Raw genomic sequence first — 25,737 nt, forward strand, 5'->3', positions numbered from 1 at the left:
TCTCTTTGTGAATGCATTCACAAAGGGACTTCCGGCCCCTCCCCGCAGGCCCTTTTCCGATCCTTTCCGCAGCTCATCGGGTGTCGAATGGAGACATCAGAGACATAGGGATCCGATAAAAGGAGAGCCTGCGATGGACGCCAAGGAGATGGTCGACGGACTGGTCGAAAGGGCCCTCGCGGCGCTCACCCGGTTCGAGACCCTCGACCAGGAGCAGGTCGACCACATCGTCAAGAAGGCGTCGCTCGCCGCGCTGAGCGCCCACGGCGAGCTGGCGAAGCTCGCCGTCGAGGAGACCGGCCGCGGCCTCTTCGAGGACAAGGCCGTCAAGAACCTCTTCGCCTGCGAGCACGTCACGAACTCGATGGCCGGTCTCAGGACCGCCGGAGTCATCCGCCGCGACGAGCTGAACGGCATCACCGAGATCGCCGAGCCCGTCGGCGTCGTCTGCGCGATGACCCCGGTCACCAACCCCACCTCGACGACGGTCTTCAAGGCGCTGATCGCCCTGAAGACCCGCAACCCCATCGTCTTCGCCTTCCACCCCTCCGCGCAGCACTGCTCCGCCGAGGCCGCCCGGATCGTCCGTGACGCCGCCGTCGCCGCCGGCGCCCCCGCGGACTGCGTGCAGTGGGTCGAGGAGCCCTCCATGGAGGCCACCGGCCTCCTCATGAACCACGAGGGCGTCTCCACCATCCTCGCCACCGGCGGAAACGCGATGGTCCGCGCCGCCTACTCGTGCGGCAAGCCCGCCCTCGGCGTCGGCGCCGGCAACGTCCCCGCGTACGTCACCAAGAGCGGCAAGCTCCAGCGCGCGATCCACGACATCGTGCTCTCCAAGGCCTTCGACAACGGCATGATCTGCGCCTCCGAACAGGCCGTCATCCTCGACGAGGAGGTGTACGAGGAGGGCATCGCCGAGTTCGAGCGGCTCGGCGCCCACGTCGTCACCGCCGCCGAGAAGACCAAGCTGGAGGAGTACGTCTTCGGCGCCACGGCCTACGGCAGCAACTGCGGCGGCGCCAAGCTCAACGCGGCCGTCGTCGGCAAGTCCCCCCGGTGGATCGCCGAGCAGGCCGGCTTCGAGGTCCCCGAGAACACCTCCATCCTCCTCGCCGAGTGCGCCGAGGTCGGCGAGGCCGAGCCGCTCACCCGCGAGAAGCTCTCCCCGATCCTGGCCGCCCTCAAGGCGGAGTCGACCGAGCACGGCCTCGAACTCTCCGCCGCCATGGTCGAGTTCCACGGCCTCGGCCACAGCGCCGCCATCCACACCGAGGACGAGGAGCTCGCCGAGGAGTTCGGCAAGCGGGTCAAGGCGATCCGCGTCATCGTCAACGCCCCCTCCACCTTCGGCGGCATCGGCGACGTCTACAACTCCTTCCTCCCCTCGCTCACGCTCGGCTGCGGCTCGTACGGACACAACTCCGTCTCCAACAACGTCACCGCGGTCAACATGATCAACGTCAAGCGGATCGGACGGCGCAACAACAACATGCAGTGGTACAAGATCCCGCCGAAGATCTACTTCGAGCGCAACGCCATCCGCTACCTCGGCGAGATGGACGACGTCCACCGGGTCACGATCGTCACCGACAAGACCATGGGCGCCATCGGCTTCGTCCAGAAGGTCACGGACATCCTCAACGGGCGCCAGGAGCCGGTCACCATCCAGGTCATCGACAACGTCGAGCCCAACCCGGAGCTCTCCACCGTCCAGGCCGGCGCCGCCGCCATGCGGGACTTCCGCCCGGACACCATCGTCGCCCTCGGCGGCGGCTCCCCGATGGACGCGGCCAAGATCATGTGGCTGATGTACGAGCGGCCCGAGGTCGAGTTCGCGGACACGAAGGAGAAGTTCTTCGACATCCGCAAGCGCGCCTACCGCTTCCCGCAGCTCGGCGAGAAGGCCAAGCTCGTCGCCGTCCCGACCACCTCGGGCACGGGCAGCGAGGTCACCCCCTTCGCGGTGATCTCCGACCCCGAGGCCGCGCAGAAGTACCCGCTCGCCGACTACGCGCTCACCCCGAACGTCGCCATCGTCGACCCGGTCCTCCCGCTCCACCTCCCGGCCACGGTCACCGCCGACTCCGGCTTCGACGCCCTGACCCACGCCACCGAGGCGTACGTCTCCGCCTACGCCAACGACTTCACCGACGGCCAGTGCCTCCAGGCCATCAAGCTGATCTTCGAGAACCTGGAGACCTGCGTGAAGGAGGGCGGCAAGGCGCCCGAGGCCCGCGAGAAGATGCACAACGCGTCCACCATCGCCGGCATGGCCTTCGCCAACGCCTTCCTCGGCCTGGTCCACGCCATGGCCCACACCCTCGGCAACACCTTCCACGTCGCCCACGGCCGCACCAACGCGCTGCTGCTCCCGCACGTGATCCGCCACAACGGCACCGTGACCCACAAGGCCGTGCCGTGGCCGAAGGCCGAGGTCTACAAGGCCCCGGAGCGCTTCCAGGAGATCGCGCGGATGCTCGGTCTGCCGGCCGCGACCCCGGAGGAGGGCGTGGAGTCCTACGCCCGCGCTGTCGAGGAGCTCCGCACCCGCTGCGGCATCCCGGCCTCCTTCCAGGAGGAGGGCGTCGACGAGGCGGCCTTCCTGGAGGCCCTCCCGCAGCAGGCGATGAACGCCTACGCCGACCAGTGCGCGCCCGCCAACCCGCGGATGCCGATGATCGACGACATGAAGGCGCTGATGACCCGGGCGTACTACGGCAAGTAGGCCGCACGAGGTCCGTACGGGACGCGGAGAGGGCCCCCACGGCCGGTGGGGGCCCTCTCCGCGTACGCGCTCGTTCCTACGCCTTGACCTCGCCCACCTCGGCGGCGAGCGCGCTCTCCTCGGACTTGGGCTTCAACGAGGACATCACGAGGGTCACGGCGGTGCCGACCACCGCCCAGGCCGAGAGGACCAGCATCGAGGCGGTCATGTCGTTGCCCTTGAAGTACGCGATCGAGCGCGCCGCCCAGGTGCCCGCGCCCGGCGGCAGGTAGGGGCCGATCGCCTTCCAGAACGGCGGGAGCATCGGCAGCGGGAAGGCGCCGCCGGCACTCGGGTTGCCCGCGACGACGATCAGCAGGATCGCGAGGCCGATGCCGACGATCCCGAAGACCGACTGGAGGGCCAGGGTCGCGGCGCCGACGGCGAAGACCACCAGGGTGCCCAGGCCCCACAGCGCGGCGATGCTGCCCGGCAGGGCGTTGAGGATCGGGCCGACGATGATCGCGCCGCCGAGGCCGCCGAGGGCGGAGTAGAGCGCCAGGACGCCGAGGCGGATGACCGCGCGCTCGCGGTTCGCGGGCCGGGAGCCGGCGCTGATCGCCAGGATGGCGGCGCAGATGTAACCGCCGACGCACCAGCCGACGACGAGGTAGAAGGCGGAGAGCCCGTCGAAGTCCTCCGGCGAGGCGGGCGCCACGTCGACGGTCCTCACGGTCCGCTGCTGGGTCGCCTCCACCTTCGTGAAGATCGTCTCCAGAGCGCTGGAGAGCACGGTTCCGCCGCCGGAGGCGACGAGCAGGGTGTCGGTACGGCCCGTCGGGTCGACGATCAGGGCGCCGTCGATGTCCCGGTTCAGGATCTGCTCCCGCGCCTCGGCCTCGTCGGTGACCGTCCGGGTGTCGAGCGGGTCGCCCGGGAGCTTCTCCAGCTGTCCGACGAGCTGCGCCGAGACCCGCTGCGGGGCGACGACGCCGAAGGGCACGTCGGTCGGCTTCGGATGGTGCAGAGCCCCGACGTACGAGGTGATGAACAGCAGCTGGAGGGCGAAGACGCCGACCACGAGCAGGGCGGCCCGGGGTGTGACGGCGCTTTTCAGTTCATCGACGAGGCTCATGCCCCCCAGGTTCCGGGGGAGGGGGCGTTTCCGCAGGTGGGAGGGGTCCGAACGGGTTATCGCACGAACGTTCGAAGTTAAGCTACGCTGGGTTCCGGGGGATGGGAACGTATGTACGAATACGAGAGCGGGAAGGCGGAGGTGGCCATGCCGGGATTCACGCACCTGCACACCGCCTCGGGTTTCTCCGTGCGGTACGGGGCCTCCCACCCCGAACGGCTGGCGACGCGCGCCGCCGAGCGGGGCATGGACGCACTCGCCCTGACCGACCGCGACACCCTCGCGGGCGCGGTCCGCTTCGCCCGCGCCTGCGCGAAGGAGGGCGTCCGCCCCCTCTTCGGCGTGGACCTGGCCTACGAGGAGACCCCCGCCCCCGACGGAACCCCGACACCCCGACACCCGTCGGGGCGGGGCTCGTCGGGCGGGGACGCGACCGGTACGGGCCGGCCCGGCGCGAGGCGTCCTGGCTCGGACCCTTCGGGCCGGGGCTCGTCCGGCCGGGGTTTCTCCGGCCGGGGTTTCTCCGGCTCGTCCTTGTCCGGCCCGGGCTCATCCGGTGCGGTCTCGTCCGGCCTTGGCCCGTCCGGCCTTGGCCCGTCCGGCCTTGGCTCATCCGAGCCGGGCTCGTCCGGTCGGGGTCTGTCGTCCGGGCGAGGCGCGGCCGGGCAGGGGTCCGCTCGGCGGGTGCCCGTGCGGGGCGGGGCCTTCGTGGACGAGTCCGCGCCCCGCGCCCTCTTCCTCGCCCGTTCCCGCGCCGGCTGGGCCACGCTCTGCGCGCTGGTCACCGCCGCCCATGCGGGGGGAGGGGAACGACCCGTGCTGTCCTGGCCGGCCCTGGACGGGGCCGGCGCCGACGGCGTGTTCGTCCTCCTCGGCCCCGACTCCGACGTCGGCCGCGCCCTCGCCGCCGGCCGCCCCGACCGGGCCGCCCGCCTGCTCGCCCCCTGGCGCGAGCGGTACGGCGACGCGCTGCGCCTGGAAGCCGTCCACCACGGATGCCCCGGCGCGGGCCCCGGCTCGCTGCGGCTCGCCGCCCGTACCGTCGGCTTCGCCGCCGAGCAGGGCGTCCGGCCCGTCCTCGCCCACGCCGTCCGCTACGCCGACCCCGGTCAGGGGCCCGTCGCCGACGTCCTCGACTCCGCCCGCCGCCTCGTCCCGATCGACCCCCGCAAGGGCCTCGACAGCGGAGAGGCCTGGCTCAAGGGCGCCGACGACATGCGGGCCGCGGCCGAGCGGATCGTCGAGGCCGCGGGCTTCGACCGGGGCGCCGCCCGCCACCTGCTCGAACAGACCGCGGCGGTCGCCGACGCCTGCCGCGTCGACCCCGAGGACGACCTCGGCATCGGCTCCGCGCACTTCCCGGAGCCGTACCTCGTCGGCGCCGAGCACCGCACCGCCCAACGCGTCCTCGCCTCGCGGGCCGCCGCCGGGATGATCCTCAAGGGGTACGAGAAGCGGCGCGCCTACTGGGACCGGATGCACCACGAGCTGGACATCATCGCCCACCACGGCTTCGCCACGTACTTCCTGACGGTCGCCCAGGTCGTCGACGACGTAAGGGGCATGGGGATCCGGGTCGCCGCCCGCGGCTCGGGCGCCGGCTCCCTCGTCAACCACCTCCTCGGCATCGCCCACGCCGACCCGGTCGAGCACGGCCTGCTCATGGAGCGCTTCCTCTCCAAGCGCCGCACCGCCCTGCCCGACATCGACATCGACGTGGAGTCCGCCCGCCGCCTGGAGGTCTACCGGGCGATCATCGACCGCTTCGGCACCGAGCGGGTCGCCACCGTCGCCATGCCCGAGACCTACCGGGTCCGTCACGCCGTACGGGACGTGGGCGCCGCCCTCTCCCTGGACCCGGCCGAGATCGGCCGGATCGCCAAGGCCTTCCCGCACATCCGCGCCCGGGACGCGCTCGCCGCCCTCGACGAACTCCCCGAGCTGCGCGAACTCGCGGGGGAGCGGGAGAGGTACGGACGCCTCTGGGAGCTGGTCGAGGCGCTCGACGCGCTGCCCCGCGGCACCGCCATGCACCCCTGCGGGGTCCTCCTCTCGGACGCCTCGCTGCTCACCCGTACCCCCGTGGTGCCCACCAGCGGCGAGGGGTTCCCCATGTCCCAGTTCGACAAGGACGACGTGGAGGAGCTCGGGCTGCTCAAGCTCGACGTCCTCGGCGTGCGGATGCAGTCCGCGATGGCCCACGCCGTCGCCGAGGTCGAACGCGCCACCGGCACCCGGCCGGACGTCGACGCGGTCCCGGACGGCGACCCCGAGACGTACCGGCTCATCCAGTCCACCGAGACCCTCGGCTGCTTCCAGATCGAGTCGCCCGGCCAGCGCGACCTCGTCGGACGCCTCCAGCCCGCGACCTTCCATGACCTCGTCGTCGACATCTCGCTCTTCCGGCCGGGCCCGGTCGCCGCCGACATGGTCCGCCCCTTCATCGAGGCCCGGCACGGCCGCGCCCCCGTCCGCTACCCGCACCCCGACCTGGAGGAGGCGCTGCGGGAGACGTACGGCGTGGTCGTCTTCCACGAGCAGATCATCGAGATCGTCCGGATCATGACCGGCTGCGACCGGGCGGAGGCCGACCAGGTGCGGCGCGGGCTCTCCGACCCCGGGTCGCAGGGCCGGATCGAGGTCTGGTTCGCGCGGCGGGCGGCGGAGCGCGGTTACGGCGCCGAGGTCGTCGCCCGTGCGTGGGAGATCGTCGCGGCCTTCGGTTCGTACGGCTTCTGCAAGGCGCACGCCGTGGCCTTCGCCGTGCCCACCTACCAGTCGGCCTGGCTCAAGGCGCACCACCCGGCGGCCTTCTACGCGGGGCTGCTCACCCACGACCCGGGCATGTACCCCAAGCGGCTGCTGCTCGCGGACGCGCGGCGGCGCGGGGTGCCGGTGCTGCCGCTGGACGTGAACCGCTCGGCGGTCGCCCATCGCATCGAACTGGTGTCCGAAAAGCCTGACGGCTCGCCGCTCTGGGGTCTCCGCCTCGGCCTGACCGACGTCCACGGCATCGGCGAGACCGAGAGCGCCCGCATCGAGGCCGGACAGCCCTACGCCTCCCTGCTCGACTTCTGGGAACGGGCCCGCCCCCGCACCCCCGTCGCCGAACGCCTCGCCCAGGTCGGTGCCCTCGACGCCTTCGGCGCCAACCGCCGCGACCTGCTGCTCCACCTCACCGAACTCCGCCGCATCCACCGGGGAGCCGCCTCCCACGGCGCCCAACTCCCGCTCGCCCAGGGCGGGAAGACGGCCCCCGTCGGCCTGCCCGACCTCGACGAGAGCGAACGCCTCAGCGCCGAGCTCGGCGTCCTCGGCATGGACGCCTCCCGCCACCTCATGGAGGACCACCACGCCTTCCTCCGCGAGCTCGGCGTCGTCTCCGCCCAGCGGCTGCGCTCCGCCGCCCACGGCCAGACCGTCCTCGTCGCGGGCGCCAAGGCCGCCACCCAGACCCCGCCGATCCGCTCCGGGAAACGGGTCATCTTCAGCACCCTCGACGACGGTACGGGCCTGGTCGACCTCGCCTTCTTCGACGACGCCCACGAGGCCTGCGCCCACACCGTCTTCCACTCCTGGCTGCTCCTGGTCAGGGGCGTGGTCCAGCGGCGCGGCCCGCGCAGCCTCAGCGTGGTCGGCTCGGCCGCCTGGAACCTCGCCGAACTCGTCGAACTGCGGTCGTCCGGGGGCCTGGAGGCGGTGGGCGAGCGGCTGGCCGCTTCCAGGCCGCCCACCGCGGGGAACACCGACCCCGGCCGCCGGATCACGATGCCCACCGGCTACGAGATGAACCCCTGGGCCGACCTCAGGCCGGCCGGGGAAGGCGCCGCGACGCCGTCGCGGAAGCTCTGGCACAGCAGCCCGGGGAGCGCGGGATGATCCTCTGCGTACGGTTCGACGTCGACCCGGCGGGAGAGCCCGCCCTGCCCTCGGCCCCGTCCTCGGTCCTGCCCCGACTGGTCGCCCTCCTCGGCGAGTTCACGCCGACGGTCGAGGCCGCTCCGCCCGGCGAGCTGCTCGCCGACGTGCGCGGCGCGCTGCGCTACTTCGGCCGGAGCCCGGCCGGGCTCGCCGCCGTGATCCGGGTCCGCGCCCTCGCCCTGTACGGCGTCGACTGCGTCATCGGCGCCGGACCCAACCCGATGCTGGCCCGGATGGCGGCCCGCGAGGCCAGGCCCGGTGTCACCCTGGTCGTCGACGACCCGGCCGCCTTCCTGCGGGACCGGCCGGTCGTCGCGCTCGACGGCGTCGGCCGCGCCACCGCCCGCACCCTCTGCGGGTACGGGCTCGACTCCGTCGGCCGCGTCGCCGAAGCGCCGCTCGCCGTGCTCCAGCGGCTCGTCGGCGCGAAGACCGGCCGCGAGCTGTGGGAACGGGCGCGGGGCGTCGACCGCACCCCCGTCGTCCCGAACGCGGCCTCGCGCTCGACGGCGGCGGAGCGCTCCTTCCCGTACGACGAGACCGACCGCACCGAGCAGCGCCGGGCGCTGCTCTCCCTCGCGGACGAACTCGGCGCCCGGCTGCGGTCGGAGGAGCAGGTGTGCCGGGGACTCGCGCTCACCGTGCGGTACGCGGACCGGAGCACGACGACCCGCACGCGTACCCTGCCCGAACCGACCGCCCACTCGGCCGCGTTGACCTCCCTCGCGTACGCGCTCCACGACGCCCTCGGCCTCCAGCGGGCCCGGGTCCGGGGCATCGCGCTCCGCGCCGAGGGGCTGACGGGCGCCGAGGGCTCCGCCCACCAGCTGTCCTTCGACCCGGCGGACGAGAAGGCGCGGCGGATCGAGGCGGTGGCGGACCGGGCGCGGGCGAGGTTCGGCCCGCGGGCGGTGGTGCCGGGGGCGCTGGCGGGTGCGTCGACGGGCCACACGCCGGGGCCCTCGCGCGGCCCCTCGGCCGGGCCCGTGGCCGCCTGACGGCGACACGACACTTTTTACCGACGCGTAACTTCCCCCCGAAGCTACCGCTGCGTAGCTTGGCTGGAGCGCGGCCCCACCGCGCATCCCCACTTGTGGTCCGGACCGCAGGGCACAGCACCCCCACCTTCCCCTTGAGCCGCAAGGAGATCGCCCGATGCTGCCCTGGAAGTCCCGCACGTCACGCGCCGTCAGAGCCCTGTCCGTCCTGGCACTGGCCGCCGTGGCGACACTCGCCCCCACCGCCTCCGCCTCGGCCCGGACCGACACCCTCGCCTCGACGAGCCGCGGCTGGAACGACTGGACCTGCAAGCCCTCCGCCGCGCACCCCCGCCCGGTCGTCCTCGTCCACGGCACCTTCGGGAACTCCGTCGACAACTGGCTCGTCCTCGCGCCCTACCTGGTCAACCGCGGGTACTGCGTCTTCTCGCTCGACTACGGCCAACTGCCCGGCGTGCCGCTCTTCCACGGCCTCGGCCCGATCGCCGCGTCCGCCGGACAGCTCGACGCGTACGTCGACCGGGTCCTCGCCGCGACCGGTGCGCCCGAGGTGGACCTCGTCGGGCACTCGCAGGGCGGCATGATGCCGCGCTGGTACCTCAAGTTCCTCGGAGGCGCCGCCAAGGTGAACGCGCTCGTCGGGATCGCGCCCGACAACCACGGCACCACCCTCCTCGGCCTCACCAAGCTCCTGCCGCACTTCCCCGGCGCCGAGGACCTCATCAGCGCCACGACGCCGGGCCTCGCCGACCAGATCGCCGGCTCGGCCTTCATCACGAAGCTCAACGAGGGCGGTGACACGGTCCCCGGCGTCCGCTACCACGTCATCGCCACCCAGTACGACGAGGTGGTCACCCCGTACCGCTCGCAGTTCCTCGTCGGCCCGAACGTCACCAACGTCCTCATCCAGGACAAGTGCGCGCTCGACCTCTCCGAGCACGTGGCCATCGGCACGGTGGACCGGGTCGCCTTCCACGAGGTCGAGAACGCCCTCGACCCGGCCCACGCCACCCCGACCACCTGTCTGTCGGTGATCGGCTAGCCCTCAGCCCCGGGCCCGCCGCCGGGCGGCCCCGAAGAACAGCGCGGCACCGAGAGACAGCACGGCGGCGCCCCCGACGGCGAAGTGGGCCCGGGAGGCGCCGCCCCCGGTCTCGGCGAGCACGACGGCGGGCGCGGCGGGAGCGGGGGTGTCGGTGGCCTCCGAACCACCGGCGGGAGAAGGCGCGTTGGGCGCACCGTCGCCCTCCGCCTTGCTCCCCTCGCTCCCCTCGCTCCCCTCGCTCTTCTCGCTCTCCTCCGGCTCCGGCGCGGCGGACGTCCCCGAGTGGTCGTGCTCGGCGGAAGGTTCCCCGCTCGGCTGCTCGTTCGGCGCGGAGGCGGTCGGCGTGGGGGTCGTACCGGCGCCGCCCTCGCCTCCGAACACCACGTCCGAGCAGGAGTAGAACGCCTCGGGGGAGTCGGAGCGCTGCCAGATCGCGTAGATCAGGTGGCGCCCGGACTTGGCGGGAACGGTCCCGTCGAAGACGTAGTCACCGTTCTCCATCCTCGGGTCGGTCGCGGTGGCGAAGGGCTCGCCCTCCAGGTCCGACCAGGCGAGCGGCTTCGTCGGGTCGTACCCGTCCTTCGTCACGTACAGCGCGAAGGCGCCCTTGTGCGGCGCGGTCCCCCGGTAACGGAAGGTGCGGGAGCCGGAGTTCATCCGGCCGGCGGGCCAGTCGGCCCGCGCGAGGTCGAGCCCCCGGTACTTGTCGTTGCCCGCGCTGCACAGCTTGCCGTCCGGGATCAACTGCCGGTGCTGACCGGCCGCGTTGGCGATGTTCACCGCGTTCCAGTCGTAGAACGCCTGCGGCCCGCTCGCCGCCACGGCCGCCCGACAGGCGGCCGACCTCGGCGCCTCGGGCCCCTCCGCGTAACAGGCGGCGACCCTGCTCACGGGATCGGTCATCGACCCGTGCGCGTGCGCGGGCGAGACGGCGAGCCCGGACAGACCGAGCAGGGCGGTGACGACCGGGGCCGTACGACGAGAGGTCATGGGGGGACAACTCCTTCACGAGGGTGGGGGTGTGGGGGGTTGTCCAGAAGCTAGCCCGCCGGCTCCGCGAAAAGGCCGCGGACGAGCGACAGACGGCGATCCTTAGGACCGCTTTAAGGCGCGTCTAAGCGGCGCCTGAGGAACTGTCGCCCGGGGTCGTGGCCGGGAGACGTCGTACCGTGGCGGTATGACAGACGTACTGATCCGCCCCGCGGTCGCCGCCGACGTGCCCGTCGTGAAGGGTGTCGTCGACGCGGCCTTCCATCACTACATCGAGCGGATCGGGCTCGTGCCGTCGCCCATGGAGGGGGACCACGCGGCGAACGTCGACGGGGGACTCGTGTTCGTCGCCGAGGTCGGGGGAGTCGTGCGGGGGGTCGTGGTCGTGCTCTCCGAGGCCGACCACCTGTATCTCGACGCCATCGCCGTCCACCCCGACGCCCAGGGCACCGGCGTCGGGCGGGCCCTCATGGTGTGGGTGGAGGGGCGGGCGCGGGAGCTCGGGGTCGGGGAGGTGCGGCTGCTGACCAACGCGATGATGTGGGAGAACCAGAAGCTGTACGAGCGGTACGGCTACGAGGTCGTCGAGCGGCGGCTCGACGGTGCGTACGACCGTGTCCATTATCGGAAGGTCCTGCCGGAGGCGCTCAACTCGCCCGCGATGGGGTGAGTTTCGGACATCGGGCGGCTTGATCCGGTATCCCTGGCGGGCAGCACCACACACCCCCCACCCCGAAGGGACCCCCGTCCATGCGCGTCCGTACCGCCCTCGCCGCAGGCGTCCTGCTCGCCGCCGCCCTCGCCCCCCTCGCGCACGCGGGAGAGGGCGACGGGCTCTCCGTCGACGGGCACGGCACCGTCGCGGCCGACAGCACGGTCACCCTCTCCGGCCAGTACCGCTGCTTCGACGACAGCCAGGGCCCCGTCTTCGTCAGCTCCACGCTCGTCCAGGGGGAACGTTCCACCGGAATCGGCGGCACCCGGGCCGTCTGTGACGGGCAGGTCCACGAGTGGGTCAACAGCGCCGTCGTGAAGGACCCCGCCTTCACGCCCGGCGCCGCCCACGTCCAGGCCGGCCTCATGCAGCTCACGGCCACCGGCGAGATGGGGCTGCCGACGCCCGGCTTCCTCGCCCGCGAGGAAGCCGACGTCGAGCTGCACTGACCCCGCGGGGCCAGTGGCTCAGGACAGCAGGTCGCGCAGGCCCTCCCGGCCCAGCGCCTCCAGCTCGTCGAGCGCCACGACGGCCCGGGCCGCCGCCTCCGGATCGGAGGCGGCGAGACCGCTCGCCGCGAACTCGTCCTCGTCGAGGCGCAGCACCTCGCTGCCGTCCGCCGACACCCACAGGTCCAGGTCCAGGTCCTCGACGACCACCCCGGCCCCGCCGATCTCGGCCGGCCGGGTGATGTCGCAGTACCAGCCCTTCAGCGTGGCGTCGGCGGACCACACCTCCTTGACCGTGTACCAGCGGTCGGCCCAGTAGTGCTCCACGAAGACGTCCCCCGGCTCGAACCGCACGAAGCCGAAGTCCCGTACCCCCTCCGCCGCCCACGGCGCGCGGACCGACAGCCGGTCGCCCCGCTCCACGAGGACCTCCGCCGGGTAACGGATCTTCGTACGGCCCGCCTTTCTCAGGGTGACCTCAACCGATCGTCCGGACATGCCGCACCTCCGTCGCCGCGATCTCGTACCCGAACCACTTGTTGACCGCCAGCATCGGCCCGTTGTCCGCGTCGTTCCCCGTGAACGCCACCGTGTGGCCCGCCTCGCGCGCCCGGTGCAGCGACGCGGTCTTCACCAGCTTCGCGAGCCCGCGGCCGCGGAACGCGGGAGCGGTGCCCGTCATCCCCGTGCGGTACCGGCCCAGGCGGTCCGACTGCGCCGCCGTGAACGCCGCCGGCACGCCGTCCACCAGCGCGACCGTCGTCAGCGACGGGTCGTGGAACGGGTGGTCCCAGGTGGTCGCCCGCCAGTGGTCGAAGTCGTCCAGGTCGAAGCTCAGGTCGCCCGGCTCGTCGGCGGTCGTCAGCGCGTCCAGCTCGAAGAGCGGCCGCGGGTCCGCCGCGAAGTCCTCGCCCGTCCGCAGCTCCACGCCGTCCGGCAGCACGCCGAGCGGCGGCAGGTCGGCGCCGGCCAGGTCGAGCCGGAGGTAGTACGCGGAACGGCTCGGCGCGTACCCGCGCCGCTCGGCCCACGAGCGGTTCGACGGCTCGTCGAGGACCCAGCTGAACAGGGTGTGCGCGCCGTGCGAGGCGAGGTGTTCCTCGGCCGCGCCCAGCAGCGCCGCCCCCGCGCCGAGGCCCCGACGGGCCGGGTCCACGTACACGTTGACGAAGCCGACGCCGGGCTCGGTCGCGTCGTGCGCGATCCCCACCTGTGCGGTCCCGGCGACCGTCCCGTCCTCCGTCACGGCGATGAGCGGCCGGTAGTGGCCGTCCGGATGGGTGTGCGCCCAGTCGAAGGCGAGCTGTTCGGCGGTCACGAGGATGAACGGCAGTACGGCCCGACGAGCCCGGGCGAACGCCTCGGCGTCCCCGGCCTCCGCGGCACGGATGATCAGAGTCATATGCACGGACGCTACGGGCGGAGGACCGACCCGCGCCTCCCATTTTCCGGTGAGGTGAGGGCAGAATCGGAGGGGTGACACTCACCATCGCCGTGGACCATGGATCCACCACCGCTCCGTACGAACAGCTGCGCGCCCAGATCTCGGAGCGGGCCCGGTCGGGCAGACTGCCGGTCGGATACAAGCTGCCGACGGTACGGGGACTCGCGGAGCAGCTGGGGCTCGCCGCGAACACCGTCGCCAAGGCGTACAAGGCGCTGGAGTCCGACGGGGTGATCGAGACCCGCGGGCGCCACGGGACCTTCGTCGCGGCGGCCGGCGACGCGGCCACCCGCCGGGCCGCCACCGCCGCCGCGCAGTACGCCGAGGAGGCCCGCCGCCTCGGCCTCAGCCGCGAGGCGGCCGAGGCCGCGATGAACGAGGCACTGCGGGCGGCGTACGACGCTCCCAGCTAGGGCGTGCGTCGAAAGTGGTGCCTGCCCGGCGGCGCCCGGCACACGCCCTGAGGACCTGCCCGGCGGACCGGGGCCGGACAGGCCCTCACGGGGCGGTGCCCTACAGGTAGAGCCCCGCCCCCGCCGTGCGGGGCTCCGGAAGGTCCGCCGGGGGCGTGCCGCGGCGCAGCGCGAAGAGCTCCGCCAGCGTCGCGCCCTCGTGCGGCACGTCCGTCTCGCGGCCGAGCCACGCCACCGACTCGGCCCGCGTCAGCGGTCCGACCTCGATACGGGCCAGGCAGCGCCCGGGCCTGACCACGGCCGGGTGCAGCCGCTCCAGGTCCTCGTTGGTGGTGACGCCCACGAGGACGTTGCGTCCCTGTCCGAGCAGTCCGTCGGTCAGGTTGAGCAGCCGGGACAGGGCCTGTCCCGCCGTGTGCTTGGCCTCGCCGCGGATCAGCTCGTCGCAGTCCTCGAGCAGCAGGAGCCGCCAGCGGCCCTTCGCCGAGCCCTCGTCCTCGCCGATGGCGATGTCCATCAGGTACCCGACGTCGTTGAAGAGCCGCTCCGGGTCGAGGACGCAGTCCACCTGGCACCAGTCGCGCCAGGACCGGGCCAGCGTCCGCAGCGCCGAGGTCTTGCCCGTGCCGGGCGGCCCGTGCAGCAGCAGGAGCCGGCCCGCGATGTCCTCCGGGGTCACCTTCATCAGCCGGTCCATGGACGCGGCCACCGGCGCCGAGTAGTTGGGCCGCACCTCGTCCCAGGTCCCGGCGCTGATCTGACGGGTCGTGCGGTGCGGGCCGCGCCGGGGCGACACGTACCAGAACCCCATCGTCACGTTCTCCGGCTGCGGCTCCGGCTCGTCCTTCGCCCCGTCGGTCGCCTCCTTGAGGATCCGCTCGGCGAGTTCGGCGTCGGCGGCCGTCACGGTGACGTCCGCGCCCCGGTTCCAGCGGGAGATCAGGAGCGTCCACCCCTCGCCCTCGGCCAGTACGGCGCTGCGGTCGTCGTCCTTCGCGGCGCGCAGGATCCGCGCGTCCGCCGGGAGGAGCGTCGCGTCGGGCCTGACCCGGTCCAGGGTGGTGCTGTGCGCGTGCGGCTGCTCGCCGGTCGCGAAGCGGCCGAGGAAGAGCGCGTCGACGACGTCCGAAGGGGAGTCGCTGTCGTCGAGGTTGAGCCGGATCGGCAGTGCGCGCTGAGGCTCGGACGGAGCCGGTACCGGTGCCGGTGGGGTGTCAGCCATGGCGCCCATGATCCGGCAACGGGGCAGGCCGCGCACGGTGTTTTGCCCGGGGTGTTCCCTGGCCTGAAATCGACGGTGGAAGTGGGAGTTTCGGCGACACCCACCCCTAGTTTTGTCATGGACACTTCCGATCGCGCGGATCCGCTGCTACTACCTGGTAACGCAGAGATCCTGCTACAGGGAGGTTCCATGAGACTGTCCCGCTTCGCGGCCCTTTCGTCCTCGCTCATGCTCGGCGCCGTCCTCGCCCTCACCGGGGCGAGCGCCGCCCAGGCGGCCGAGACCGCCGCCCTCGACTACGTGGCGCTGGGGGACTCGTACTCCTCGGGTGTCGGCGCCGGCAGCTACGACAGCGCCAGCGGCGACTGCAAGCGCTCCACGAAGGCCTACCCGGTGCTCTGGAAGAACGCGAACGCCCCCTCCTCGTTCGCGTTCACCGCCTGCTCGGGCGCCCGAACGGGTGATGTGACCGCCAATCAGCTCGGCCCCCTGTCAGCCGCCACCGACCTGGTCTCCCTCACGATCGGGGGAAATGACGCCGGATTCGCCGACGTCATGACGACCTGTGTGCTCCAGTCCGAATCCACCTGCATCAACCGCGTGAATCAGGCCAAGGCGTACGTCGACTCCACGCTCCCCGGCAAGCTAGACGCCGTCTACACCGCCATCCGCAACAAGGCCCCCGCCGCCCGCGTCGTCGTCCTCGGCTACCCGCGCTTCTACAAGCTCGACGGGAACTGCATCGCCGGCCTGAGCGAAGCCGAGCGCAGTGCCATCAACGGCGCCTCCGACTACCTCAACGCCGCCATCGCCAAGCGCGCGGCCAACCACGGCTACGCCTTCGCCAGCGTCGTCCCGCCCTTCACCGGCCACGAGATCTGCTCCGGCTCGGCCTGGCTGCACAGCGTCAACTGGCTCAACATCGGGGAGTCGTACCACCCGACCGCCTCCGGACAGTCCGGCGGCTACCTGCCCTCCCTCAAGGGAGCGGTGTAGCGGACGACCCTCCGCTCCCGGACGGGGTGACGGTGCTCGTGACCCCGCCCCGCCCGGGACCGGTGTCCGCGTCCCCCTCCCGCACGTACTCGTACGTCAACGCCCCCGCGAGCAGCACGGCCCCGACGATCCCGGCCAGCAGGACGGGACCCCGACGGGGCCGCGCCGAACGCCGGGGCGGCCGCGCGCCCCGGCCCACCGGGCCCGGGCCGACCGCCCCCGGGCGCGCGGACGCGTCCTCCTCGGCCCCCGCCCGTACGGACGCGGGCGGAGGCGACGACGCGCCCCGCTTCGCCTCGCCCCTCGGTCCGTCCGAGGCCAACCGCCGCAGCAAGCCCTCCAGCTGATCGGCCGTCGGGGAAGCGTCCCCGCGGAGCCCGTCCAGGACGGGACCCAGCGCGCCGACCGCGCCGCCCTCCGTCGCCGCGCCGAGGAGCGCACCGAGGTCCCGCAGTTCGGCCTCCGGGGCGGGGGCTCCGTCGCCCGCGCCGGGCTCCGTGCCGGGCCCCGCGCCGAGTGCCGCGCCGGGCTCCGTGCCAGGCCCCGCGCCGAAGCCCGTGACGACGACCCGGCCGTCGTTGGCGAGCAGGACGTGCCCGGGGCGCACGCCCCGGTGCGGCGCGCCCGCCGCCCGTGCCGCCCGCAGCGCGGCGAGCACCTCGGCGCCGACCCGCGCGGCCTCGGCGGGCGGCAGCGGGCCGCCGGCCTCCAGGGTCTCGGCGAGGGTGAGTCCGCGGACCAGCTCCATGACCACCCACGGCCGGCCGTCCTCGGTGACCACGCCGTGCACGGTCACCACCGAGGGGTGCGAGACGCGGGCAGCGGCGCGCGCCCCGCGCTCCAGGCGCGCGTACAGGAGGGGGAGTTCGTCGGCGGGCAGCCCGTCGGGCGCGCGGAACTCCTTGAGGGCCACCTCGTGGACGCGCGTCTCGTCGAGAGCGCGCCAGACGGTCCCCGTCGCCCCTTCCGCGAGGACGTCCAGAAGCCGGTAACGACCCGCGATCACCGTCATGGATCCACGGTAGCCGAGCGGCCGCCTCCTGGCTCCGGCGCGTGCGGGACGCGCACGGGAACGATCATGGTGGCGGAGATCACATCATCCTCCGTACGGCGAGGTCGGGGCTCTGGGTGCAGGATGGTTCATGACGGTTCGGCAGGTGTTCGAGCCCTGTCCAACTCGCCCTGGAATCAGATGGATTCGCACGGTGACCGTCAACCCTCGTACGGGTGCGGTGAATCCCGACGGTGGGATACACGGGTGTGACAGTGGAGCGATAGGGTTAACCTGCCCGGGCCGGGTGCCCTCGTACGGGTGGGGAGTGACATGGAACAGATAGCAATGCGCAGCAGGCCGCGAGTGCCTGCCATCACCTGCGGGAGCAGCGCGACCAGTTCGCGGCTGGACCGCCATCTCGCGGTGCTCGGCGGACCCGCCGTGCCCCAGCGCGAGGTGGCCGAGGCGACCCTGCTGATGCGGGAGCTGACGACACGTCCGCGCGAGGTGCCGGTGCACAGCCACCGCAGCCGCAGCGCGCGGGTCTCGCTCTTCGCCCCGCTCCGCCGCCTGCGCCGCTCGCTCTTCGGCACCCGCCGCTAGGAGACCGGGAGACCGGCGCCGGGGCCGCGCACCCCGAGGCCACCCGCCCGCTTCCGCCCGGCGGCCCCGGTCTCCCGTACGACTCCGCAGACGAGAACGCCGGACGTGTCCCCGCCCGTCCGGCGTTTCGTCGTGCCCGTGCGCGGCTTCCGCCCCTGCCGCCGCCTCCTGACCGTCTCCTGCCCGTCTGCCGGGCGTCTCCTGCGGAGGCGTCAGGCCACCACGCCCGCGCTCCTGAGCTCCTTGGCCTCCGCCTCCGGCACTCCGAGCTCGCCGAGGATCCCGTCCGTGTCCTGGCCCAGGGCGGGGATCCGCCCCATCCTCGGCTCCGGCCCGTCGGGGAAGACGATCGGCGGCAGGAGCGAACGCAGCGGACCCGCCGGCGAGTCCACCATCCGCCACCGGTCGCGGGCCGCCAGCTGTGGATGGTCCGCGAGCTCGGCGACCGAGTTGAGCCGGGCGCAGGCGATGCCGGCCGCGTCGAGCCGGGCCAGCGCCTCCGGAGCCGTCAGCGGTGCCAGGGCCTCCGCCACCGCCGCGTCCGTCGCCGCCCGCCCCGCCACCCGGGCCGCGTTCGTGGCGAAGGCCGGGTCGTCGGCGAGGCCGGGCCGCCCGAGCACCCGCTCGGCGAGCCGCCGCCACTCGCGGTCGTTCTGCACGGAGAGCAGCACGAGGCCGCCGTCGGCCGTCGGATAGGCGTCGTACGGCGCGATCACCGCGTGCGCGAGCCCCGTACGCGCCGGGGGCGTGCCGCCGTGCGACCCGTGGTGCAGCGGGTGCCCCATCCACTCGGCGAGGGCGTCGAGGAGCGAGACCTCCACCGGGCCGCCCAGCCCGGTGGTGCCGCGCCGGACCAGTGCGGCGAGGACGCCCGAGAACGCGTACATCCCGGCCGCGATGTCGGCGGCCGGGATGCCGGACTTGACCGGCCGCTCCGGGGTGCCGGTCACCGACACGAGTCCGGCCTCGCACTGGACGAGCATGTCGTAGGCCCGCTTGTGCGCGTACGGCCCGTCCGGCCCGTACCCCGAGACGTCCACGGCGATCAGGCGCGGGTGCGCGGCGCACAGGGTGGCGGCGTCGAGGCCGAGCCGGGCGGCGGCGCCCTGCGCCAGGTTCTGGACGAAGACGTCGGCGCCGGCCACCAAGCGCCGGACGAGTGCCATGCCCCGGCGGTCCTTCAGGTCGACCGCGATCGACTCCTTGCCGCGGTTGCACCACACGAAGTGCGAGGCGAGGCCGCGTGCGGCGGTGTCGTAGTCCCGGGCGAAGTCGCCCCCGTCGGGGCGTTCGACCTTCACGACGCGGGCGCCGAGGTCGGCGAGCTGCCGGGTGGCGAAGGGGGCGGCGACGGCCTGCTCGACGGCGACGACCGTGATCCCTTCGAGGGGAAGGGGCCGGGCGTCGTGGGGGTGGGGCTGGAGGCTCATGACCCCTGTGCCTACCGTGCCGGTGGGCGTCCTGTCATCAGGGTCTGCGTCACGCCGGTGCGTCACCCGCGCGCGTACCGGCGCACCGCGAGCGGGGCGAAGACGGCGACCAGGCCGAGCGACCAGAGGAGCGCGCCCGCCACCGGGTGGGCCACCGGCCAGGCCGCGTCCGCGGGGACGGGCGCGTTGCCGAAGCGGATGCCCACCCAGGTCGTCGCGGAGCGGAAGAGGAGCAGCAGGCCGAAGGCGGCCAGCGCCTCGGAAAGCGTGCCCTCGATCCGCCAGCCCATGGCGAGGCCGACGAGGAGCAGCGGGACCGTGCCGACGGCGCTCGCGAGGAGGTCGGCGAGGACCTGCCCGAGGGGGACGGCGGCCCGGCTCACCGGCATGGTCCTGAACCGGTCCATGACGCCCCGGTGGGAGTCCTGCGCGGCCTGGAACATGCCGGTCATCAGGCCGCCGGCGGCCGTGGCGACGAGCACAACGGCACGGTCATGGCGACCGTCGCCAACGAGCAGGCCTTCGCCGAGCGGGCCCGCGCGCTGCCCTGGACCGAGGCGGAGGAGCAGGCCGTGCGCGGGTCCCACCTCAAGGGGCAGCTGGCGAGCGGCCGTTACCCGCACCTCGCGGGACTGCTCGCCGAGGCGCCCGCCGCGCCCGTGGACGCGGAGGAGACCTTCGCGATGACGATCGCCCGCCTCCTCGACTCCTTCGAGCCGCCCGCCGCGGGGAGCGGGGACGCCCCTCACAGGAGCATGAACTGGCCCTCCGGGCCCTCCTCCTGGTGGTCGAGCACGGACGCCGGGCGGCGCGCCCGGTCCGGTACGGGCAGGACGCCGGCCCCCCGCAGCTCCTCCCGGCCCGCGGCGGGTACGGAGGCGAAGGCGGCGCGCTCCCGCTCGCGCGCGCCGAGCAGCGCGAGGACCGTGACCAGGTCGAGGAGCTCCGAGGTCCACTCCTGCGGCCAGGCGGCCGGGCCGATCGCCTCCAGCGAGCCGGGCTCCGCCCGGGCGGTCCGGTGCGCGAACCACTGCTCCAGGACCCGCACCCCGCCGACCCGGTACTCCCAGGCCTCCGCCGGTACGGGCGAGACACGGCCCTCGCCGACGGCCAGGACCTCGTCGTCGGCCTCGTACACCAGCTCCCCGGGGCGCGCGGGGACCGCCGCCCGTACGTAGGGCCGGCGGCCGCCCGGCAGCCTCGGCTTCGTCCCGCTCCGCGCGCCCCGCAGCTGCACGTCGGCGAGGTCCCGGCCGAGCGCCACGCCCGTCGCCCAGACCTCCGGGTCGGCGGGGAGGGGGACGCGGCAGCCGGCGGGGGAGGGGCGGGCGGCGGCGAGGGTCCAGGCGAGCCACTCCCGGGCGTCGACCTCGTGCCCGTAGCGCCCGGAGAGGAAGGGCAGGAGCCCGGGGGCGAGGTTGGGCTCCTGGCCGCCCGGGCGCCGGAACAGCGGGCGGATCCGGCCCGGGCGCCCGGCGGGCGAGCGGCCTTCGGGGAGCGCCGCCGTCACCAGGAGGGCGGGTCCCCCGGCGCCGGGGACGTACCCCTGCTCGACGGCGAAGAGCTGCGAGTCGTCGGCGACCCGCCACAGTTCGGGCCGGGCGGTGTCGATGAGCCGGTGGTCGGGGAGGAGCCACTGCTCGTCGAACGGTCCGAGCGCGACCCGCACCGGCGCGGGGCACGGGCCCGCCTCGCGGGCGAAGCGGCCGGTCCCCGTGCGCTGCCCCGGCAGGGCGGCCACGGCGCTCGACGGGGTACGGGCCCGGCTCGGCCGGAACAGGGCCTCGCGCTCGGCGCCCTCGGCGGCGGTCAGCCGGTCCCAGCGGGCCCGCAGCGTACGGGGATCGGGCGCCACGACCCAGGACCGGCCGAAGCGCAGCGGCGCGACGGACCAGGGCATGAGCTCGTCGAGGAGCGGCGCGTCGTCGATGCTTCCGGGAGCTTCCGTCACGCCCCGCATGCTAACGACCGCCCGCTGTCAGCGGGCCTCCACCACCACTCGGTGGGCCTCCAGTGCCACTCGGTGGGCCTGCGCCGCCGCTCGGTGGACCTCACCACCACTCAGTGGGCCTCCACCGTCACCGTGAAGGAGAAGCGGTCGCCGCGGTACCGGATGCGGGCGACGTCGACGACCCGGCCGTCCTCGTCGTACGTCACGCCGGTGTAGTGGAGGATCGGCGAGAGCAGCGGGACCTGGAGCAGGCCGGCCGTCTCGGGGTCGGCGAGGCGGGCCTCGACCGTGTCCGTGATGCGGCTGATCCGGACGCCGACCACGTCCCGCAGCACCTTCGTCATCGGCCAGCGCTCCAGGTCCGCCGGGTCGATGGCGGCGGCGAGCTCGGGACGCACCGCGTTCTCCACCCAGTTCGTCGGCTCACCGGTCTCGCCGTCGCGGCGCAGCCGCCGGTACGTGACGACCTCCGGCGCGTCGGGGAAGTACTCCAGGAGCTCGCCCGGCACCGGCTCGGCGCCGTGGCCGAGGACCGTCGTCCGCTCGCCCGACTGCTGGGCCACGATCGCGTCGATCGAGCCGAGCAGCCGGCGAGGGGTGGAGCGCCGGGCGCCGGGCTCGATGAAGGTGCCGCGCCGCCGGTGGCGGCTGATCAGCCCCTCCTCCTCCAGCTCCTTGAGGGCCTGGCGCATGGTCAGCACGCTCACGCCGTAGTGGGCGGCGAGCTGCTCCTCGGTGGGCAGCCGCAGCGAGGCGTCGGGCGTGCGGCCCAGTATCGAGGCGCGCAGCGACTGCGAGACCTGATACCAGAGCGGCAGCTTGCGGTTCAGGACCAGCGAGTCCGGTGCGAAGGCGGTCACGGGTTCTCCGTACGAAGGCGGTCAGGCCCTGGGGCCGGTCCGGCGGAGGTCGGACGGGACCCAGGGGCGTACGGCCGAGACATTACGGCCGGAAGTGGCGCTCCAGACCCTGCCATACGTCGTCGTATCCCCGCTGAAGGTGGTCGGCGTCCCGCGCCTGGGGGGTCAGGGACACCGGCCAGCGGGTCTCGAACATGAAGGCTAGCCCGTCGTCGATCTTCTGCGGCTTCAGCTCGGCGGCGCTCGCCTTGTCGAAGGTCTCCCGGTCGGGGCCGTGCGCCGACATCATGTTGTGCAGCGAGCCGCCGCCCGGGACGAAGCCTTCCGCCTTCGCGTCGTACGCGCCCTCGATGAGGCCCATGTACTCGCTCATCACGTTCCGGTGGAAGTACGGCGGACGGAAGGTGTCCTCGCCGACGAGCCAGCGCGGGGCGAAGACGACGAAGTCGACGCCGGCGAGGCCCGGGGTGTCGGAGGGCGCCGTGAGGACGGTGAAGATCGACGGGTCGGGGTGGTCGTAGGAGATCGTCCCGATGACGTTGAAGCGGCGCAGGTCGTAGACGTACGGCGTGTGGTTGCCGTGCCAGGCGACGACGTCCAGCGGCGAGTGGCCGTACGTCGCCGACCAGAGGTGGCCGCAGTACTTGTTGACGACCTCGACCGGGCCCTCGACGTCCTCGTAGGCGGCGACGGGGGCGCGGAAGTCCCGGGCGTTGGCCAGGCCGTTGGCGCCGATCGGGCCGAGGTCGGGGAGCTGGAAGGGCGCGCCGTAGTTCTCGCAGACGTAACCGCGGGCCGACTCGTCGAGGAGCTCCACACGGAAGCGGACCCCGCGCGGGATCAGCGCGACCTCGCCGGGGCGCGCCGCGAGCAGGCCGAGTTCGGTGCGCAGGAGGAGACCGCCGCGCTCGGGGACGATGAGGAGCTCGCCGTCGGAGTCGCCGAAGACCCGCTCCATCGAGGCGTTCGCATGGTAGAGGTGCACGGCCATGCCGGTGCGCTGGGTCGCGTCGCCGTTGCCGCCGAGGGTCCACAGGCCGGCGAGCCAGTCCGTACCCGGCGCCGGTTCGGGCAGCGGGTTCCAGCGGAGGCGGTTGGGGTCGGGGACGGTCTCGGCGAAGGGCGCGCCGCGCAGCGCGCCGTCGTCGAGGCGGGTGAACGGCGGGTGCGCGGCCGAGGGGCGGATCCGGTAGAGCCAGGAGCGGCGGTTGTGGGCGCGCGGCTCGGTGAAGGCGCTGCCGCTCAGCTGCTCCGCGTACAGCCCGAGGGGTGCGCGCTGCGGCGAGTTGCGGCCGTCCGGCAGCGCGCCGGGGACCGCCTCCGAGCTGTGCTCGTTGCCGAATCCGGTGCTGTAGGTGAGCGCCTCGGCCGTCTTCCGGGCCTGCTCCGTGGTCATCCGCCCGCTCCTGTCCTGGGCCCGCACGGGGTGTGCGCGGGGTGTGTACGGGGTGTACGGGGTTCCGCGAGGAATCCTATGGATGACCGTAGGATTCCGCGCCCCTCCCGTCAACGGGGACGGACCGCGCGAGCCGGACCAAAGGGTGAGGAGTCGACGCCGCGGGGAGGGTGCCGGACGGTCGGAATCGATACCGGCTCGATACCTGCACGAGGGGGTCGAGAAAGATGAACAATGCTCTACTCTCTCGCGCATGTCCTGGTCCCGAAGACTCCTCCTCGCGCTCTCGGCCGTGCTCGCGGCCCTTGCCGCCACCCTGGTCACCGCCCCCGGGGCCCAGGCCCACGAGGAGCGGCCCGTCACCTTCCCCGACGGCTCGGGCAGCGTCCCGAAGCTCCGCTCCGGCGAGCCCGACCTCCTCGTCTGCAAGACCGACCGCGCCGACTTCGCGCGCCGGATCTCCGCCTTCCCCGACGCCCTCAGGACCCGGAACCTCGCGCTCCTCGACCGCTGCGCGCGCGAGGGATACCGCCACCTCCAGGAGGCCGTCGACGCCGTCGACCGGCCCGGGATGACGATCGCGATCCTCCCCGGCCTCTACGAGGAGGAGCCCTCACTCCCCGAACCCACCGGGAAGTGCGCCTCGCTCAAGGCGCCGAACTCCTCGCTCGGCTACCAGATCCTCAGCTACGAGCAGCAGGCCGAGTGCCCGCACAACCAGAACCTCGTCGCGATCCTCGGCAAGAAGGACCTCCAGGTCGAAGGCACCGGCGCCAGCCGCCTCGACGTGATCATCGACGCCAAGTACCAGAAGCTGAACGGCATCAGGGCCGACGGCTCCGACGGCATCTACTTCCGCAACTTCACCGCCCAGCGGACCACGTTCAACTCGCTGTACGTCCTCGCCGCCGACGGCTTCGTCATCGACGACGTCCTCACCCGCTGGAACGACGAGTACGGCTTCCTCACCTTCGCCTCGGACCACGGCCTCTACAAGAACTGCGAGTCCTACGGCAACGGCGACTCGGGCATCTACCCCGGCTCGGCCTCGAACATCAACGACGGCCGCGGCTACGACGTCCCCCGCTACTCCATCGAGATCACCAACTGCCGCAGCCACCACAACATGGTCGGCTACTCGGGCACCGCCGGTGACTCCGTCTACGTCCACGACAACGAGTTCGACCACAACATGGGCGGCGCGTCCATGGACTCCGCCTTCCCCGGCCACCCCGGACTGCCCCAGAACCACGCCCGCTTCGAGCGGAACCTCATCCACGACAACAACGCCGACTACTACCCGTACGTCGCCGACGGCACCTGCGCCAAGCCGCCCGTCGAGCGCGGCTACGAGCGCGGCGTCGTCTGCCCCCAGATCTCCATGCCGCCCGGCTCCGGCATCATCACCGCCGGAGGCAACTGGAACCTGTACGAGGACAACTGGATCTACGGCCACCAGCGCACCGCCTTCTACCTGAACGCCGTCCCCGCCTTCATCCGCGGCGAGTCCGCCTGGGCCAAGCAGTTCGACACCTCCCACGACAACCGCTACGCCGGCAACCGCCTCGGCGTCGACAAGGCGGGCAACTCCCGCCCCAACCGCACCGACGTCTCCTGGGACGGCCAGGGCAGCGGCAACTGCTGGCAGGCCGACGCGGGCGCGTCCAGCCCTGGCGCCCTGCCCGAGTGCGGCTCCCGGCGCGGCGACGTCTCCGGCGACGTCGACCGGATCGTCGGCGAACCCGTCAAGCTCGCCCAGCTCCTCGTCTGCGCCGACTACAGCGTCCAGGCCCGCCGCCTCCCGGCCGGCTGCGACTGGTACGGCGCCCGCGGCCTCCAGCGCGTCGAGACCCAGATCGCCCTCGGCACCGCGCTCGTCCTCGCCCTCACCGGCTTCGCCCTCTGGTGGCGCCGCCTGCGCGGCAACCGGATCGCGGGCCTCGCCACCCTCGCCGGCCTCGCCGGCCTGACCCTCGACGTGGCCGGCTCGACCCTCGCCCTCACCCCGACCGTCGTCCCGGCCCTCGGCCTGCTGCTCACCGGCGTGTGGTGGACCGTCATCGGCCTCGCCCTCCGTCCCTCCCGTCCCGTCTTCGCCTGGACCACCGTGGTCCTCGGCGCCCTCACCCTCCTCGACGCCTTCGACAAGGCCGTCCTGATGGTCCCGGGCATCCCCGTCAGCCCCGCCTGGTTCCGCCTCGTGCTCGGCGTCGTCTGGGTGCTCTGGGCGGTGATCGCCGCGGGCGCCCGCACCCAGGAGCCCACGGACCCGGCCACGGACCCGGCCACCGACCCGGCCGCCGACCCGGCCGCCGACGCCGACGCCGACGCCGACGCCGAACCGGACCCCGACCCCAAGTCTCAGTCCGAGTCCGAGTCCGAGTCCGACTCCAGGGCCGAGGCCCCGGCGGGTGACACGCGGGCGCGTGAGGAGGGAACGGCGTGACCGGGCCGACCCGTCCGACCCG

20 protein-coding genes and 1 pseudogene are annotated in these 25,737 nt (G+C 73.3%); 10 read left to right on the top strand and 11 right to left on the bottom strand.

The window, feature by feature from the left end:
* The first annotated feature begins 133 nt into the window (after positions 1 to 133).
* Complete coding sequence (adhE, locus tag AB0G79_RS17450) at positions 134 to 2,728, top strand: bifunctional acetaldehyde-CoA/alcohol dehydrogenase (RefSeq protein WP_360807193.1); 2,595 nt, start codon at positions 134 to 136, stop codon at positions 2,726 to 2,728.
* A 76-nt stretch (positions 2,729 to 2,804) separates the two neighbouring features.
* On the opposite strand, the gene AB0G79_RS17455 is transcribed toward adhE, so the two are convergent.
* Entirely contained in the window at positions 2,805 to 3,842 is a 1,038-nt protein-coding gene (locus tag AB0G79_RS17455; protein WP_360807195.1) for a DUF3533 domain-containing protein, read from the bottom strand.
* 147 nt (positions 3,843 to 3,989) lie between these two features.
* Between AB0G79_RS17455 and dnaE the strand changes: the two genes are divergently transcribed.
* The 3 genes from dnaE to AB0G79_RS17470 all read left to right on the top strand — a co-directional run bounded on the left by dnaE (position 3,990) and on the right by AB0G79_RS17470 (position 9,803).
* On the top strand, positions 3,990 to 7,721 hold the full coding sequence (dnaE, locus tag AB0G79_RS17460) for a DNA polymerase III subunit alpha (protein WP_360807417.1): 3,732 nt from the start codon (positions 3,990 to 3,992) through the stop codon (positions 7,719 to 7,721).
* Positions 7,718 to 8,761 (top strand): hypothetical protein, encoded by a 1,044-nt coding sequence (locus AB0G79_RS17465; protein ID WP_360807197.1) that lies wholly within the window; start codon positions 7,718 to 7,720, stop codon positions 8,759 to 8,761. Before dnaE ends, AB0G79_RS17465 begins: the two co-directional genes overlap by 4 nt.
* 157 nt (positions 8,762 to 8,918) lie before the next feature.
* Complete coding sequence (locus tag AB0G79_RS17470) at positions 8,919 to 9,803, top strand: alpha/beta fold hydrolase (protein ID WP_360807199.1); 885 nt, start codon at positions 8,919 to 8,921, stop codon at positions 9,801 to 9,803.
* A gap of 3 nt (positions 9,804 to 9,806) precedes the next feature.
* Here the strand turns inward: AB0G79_RS17470 and AB0G79_RS17475 are convergent, their stop codons facing one another.
* Positions 9,807 to 10,796, bottom strand: a complete 990-nt coding sequence (locus AB0G79_RS17475; protein ID WP_360807200.1) for a lytic polysaccharide monooxygenase — start codon at positions 10,794 to 10,796, stop codon at positions 9,807 to 9,809.
* Positions 10,797 to 10,983: 187 nt separating this feature from the next.
* Here AB0G79_RS17475 and AB0G79_RS17480 point away from each other — a divergent pair, with 187 nt between their 5' ends.
* Positions 10,984 to 11,466, top strand: coding sequence for a GNAT family N-acetyltransferase (locus tag AB0G79_RS17480; protein WP_360807202.1), 483 nt, complete (start codon positions 10,984 to 10,986; stop codon positions 11,464 to 11,466).
* 80 nt (positions 11,467 to 11,546) lie between these two features.
* Complete coding sequence (locus AB0G79_RS17485) at positions 11,547 to 11,960, top strand: DUF6299 family protein (protein ID WP_360807204.1); 414 nt, start codon at positions 11,547 to 11,549, stop codon at positions 11,958 to 11,960.
* Between the two features lie 18 nt (positions 11,961 to 11,978).
* Here the strand turns inward: AB0G79_RS17485 and AB0G79_RS17490 are convergent, their stop codons facing one another.
* A complete protein-coding gene (locus AB0G79_RS17490; protein ID WP_360807206.1) occupies positions 11,979 to 12,458 on the bottom strand; it encodes a DUF402 domain-containing protein in 480 nt (159 codons plus the stop codon).
* Positions 12,439 to 13,362, bottom strand: coding sequence for a GNAT family N-acetyltransferase (locus AB0G79_RS17495; protein ID WP_360807208.1), 924 nt, complete (start codon positions 13,360 to 13,362; stop codon positions 12,439 to 12,441). Before AB0G79_RS17495 ends, AB0G79_RS17490 begins: the two co-directional genes overlap by 20 nt.
* 74 nt (positions 13,363 to 13,436) lie before the next feature.
* Between AB0G79_RS17495 and AB0G79_RS17500 the strand changes: the two genes are divergently transcribed.
* A complete protein-coding gene (locus tag AB0G79_RS17500; protein WP_360807210.1) occupies positions 13,437 to 13,817 on the top strand; it encodes a GntR family transcriptional regulator in 381 nt (126 codons plus the stop codon).
* 100 nt (positions 13,818 to 13,917) lie between these two features.
* On the opposite strand, the gene AB0G79_RS17505 is transcribed toward AB0G79_RS17500, so the two are convergent.
* Positions 13,918 to 15,048 carry a DUF5925 domain-containing protein gene (locus tag AB0G79_RS17505; RefSeq protein ID WP_360807212.1) on the bottom strand — a complete coding sequence of 377 codons (1,131 nt, stop codon included), beginning with the start codon at positions 15,046 to 15,048 and terminating at the stop codon, positions 13,918 to 13,920.
* A 180-nt stretch (positions 15,049 to 15,228) separates the two neighbouring features.
* Between AB0G79_RS17505 and AB0G79_RS17510 the strand changes: the two genes are divergently transcribed.
* Complete coding sequence (locus AB0G79_RS17510) at positions 15,229 to 16,035, top strand: SGNH/GDSL hydrolase family protein (protein ID WP_360807214.1); 807 nt, start codon at positions 15,229 to 15,231, stop codon at positions 16,033 to 16,035.
* On the opposite strand, the gene AB0G79_RS17515 is transcribed toward AB0G79_RS17510, so the two are convergent.
* Positions 16,019 to 17,047: a protein kinase gene (locus AB0G79_RS17515; RefSeq protein WP_360807216.1), complete on the bottom strand. Its 1,029-nt coding sequence runs from the start codon at positions 17,045 to 17,047 to the stop codon at positions 16,019 to 16,021. The genes AB0G79_RS17510 and AB0G79_RS17515 overlap by 17 nt on opposite strands.
* Before the next feature lie 312 nt (positions 17,048 to 17,359).
* On the opposite strand from AB0G79_RS17515, the gene AB0G79_RS17520 reads away from it, so the two are divergent.
* Entirely contained in the window at positions 17,360 to 17,632 is a 273-nt protein-coding gene (locus AB0G79_RS17520; RefSeq protein WP_360807218.1) for a hypothetical protein, read from the top strand.
* 212 nt (positions 17,633 to 17,844) lie between these two features.
* Here AB0G79_RS17520 and AB0G79_RS17525 read toward each other — a convergent pair whose 3' ends face one another.
* From AB0G79_RS17525 to hmgA, 5 genes and pseudogenes are all read right to left on the bottom strand, one after another.
* The gene (locus AB0G79_RS17525) at positions 17,845 to 19,062 is read right to left on the bottom strand and encodes a CaiB/BaiF CoA-transferase family protein (RefSeq protein WP_360807220.1); all 1,218 of its coding nucleotides are present in this window, start codon (positions 19,060 to 19,062) and stop codon (positions 17,845 to 17,847) included.
* A 62-nt stretch (positions 19,063 to 19,124) separates the two neighbouring features.
* Positions 19,125 to 19,544, bottom strand: a pseudogene (locus tag AB0G79_RS17530) (ABC transporter permease); the annotation flags it as partial.
* A 263-nt stretch (positions 19,545 to 19,807) separates the two neighbouring features.
* Positions 19,808 to 21,022, bottom strand: a complete 1,215-nt coding sequence (locus tag AB0G79_RS17535) for a type ISP restriction/modification enzyme (RefSeq protein ID WP_360807222.1) — start codon at positions 21,020 to 21,022, stop codon at positions 19,808 to 19,810.
* Between the two features lie 101 nt (positions 21,023 to 21,123).
* Entirely contained in the window at positions 21,124 to 21,873 is a 750-nt protein-coding gene (locus AB0G79_RS17540; RefSeq protein ID WP_360807224.1) for a GntR family transcriptional regulator, read from the bottom strand.
* An 82-nt stretch (positions 21,874 to 21,955) separates the two neighbouring features.
* Positions 21,956 to 23,269 (bottom strand): homogentisate 1,2-dioxygenase, encoded by a 1,314-nt coding sequence (gene hmgA / locus AB0G79_RS17545; protein ID WP_360807226.1) that lies wholly within the window; start codon positions 23,267 to 23,269, stop codon positions 21,956 to 21,958.
* 253 nt (positions 23,270 to 23,522) lie between these two features.
* Between hmgA and AB0G79_RS17550 the strand changes: the two genes are divergently transcribed.
* Entirely contained in the window at positions 23,523 to 25,715 is a 2,193-nt protein-coding gene (locus tag AB0G79_RS17550; protein WP_360807228.1) for a right-handed parallel beta-helix repeat-containing protein, read from the top strand.
* The last annotated feature ends 22 nt before the right edge of the window (positions 25,716 to 25,737 follow it).

This window comes from Streptomyces sp. NPDC020807, from assembly GCF_040641575.1.
In the GTDB taxonomy this organism is placed as follows: Bacteria; Actinomycetota; Actinomycetes; order Streptomycetales; family Streptomycetaceae; genus Streptomyces.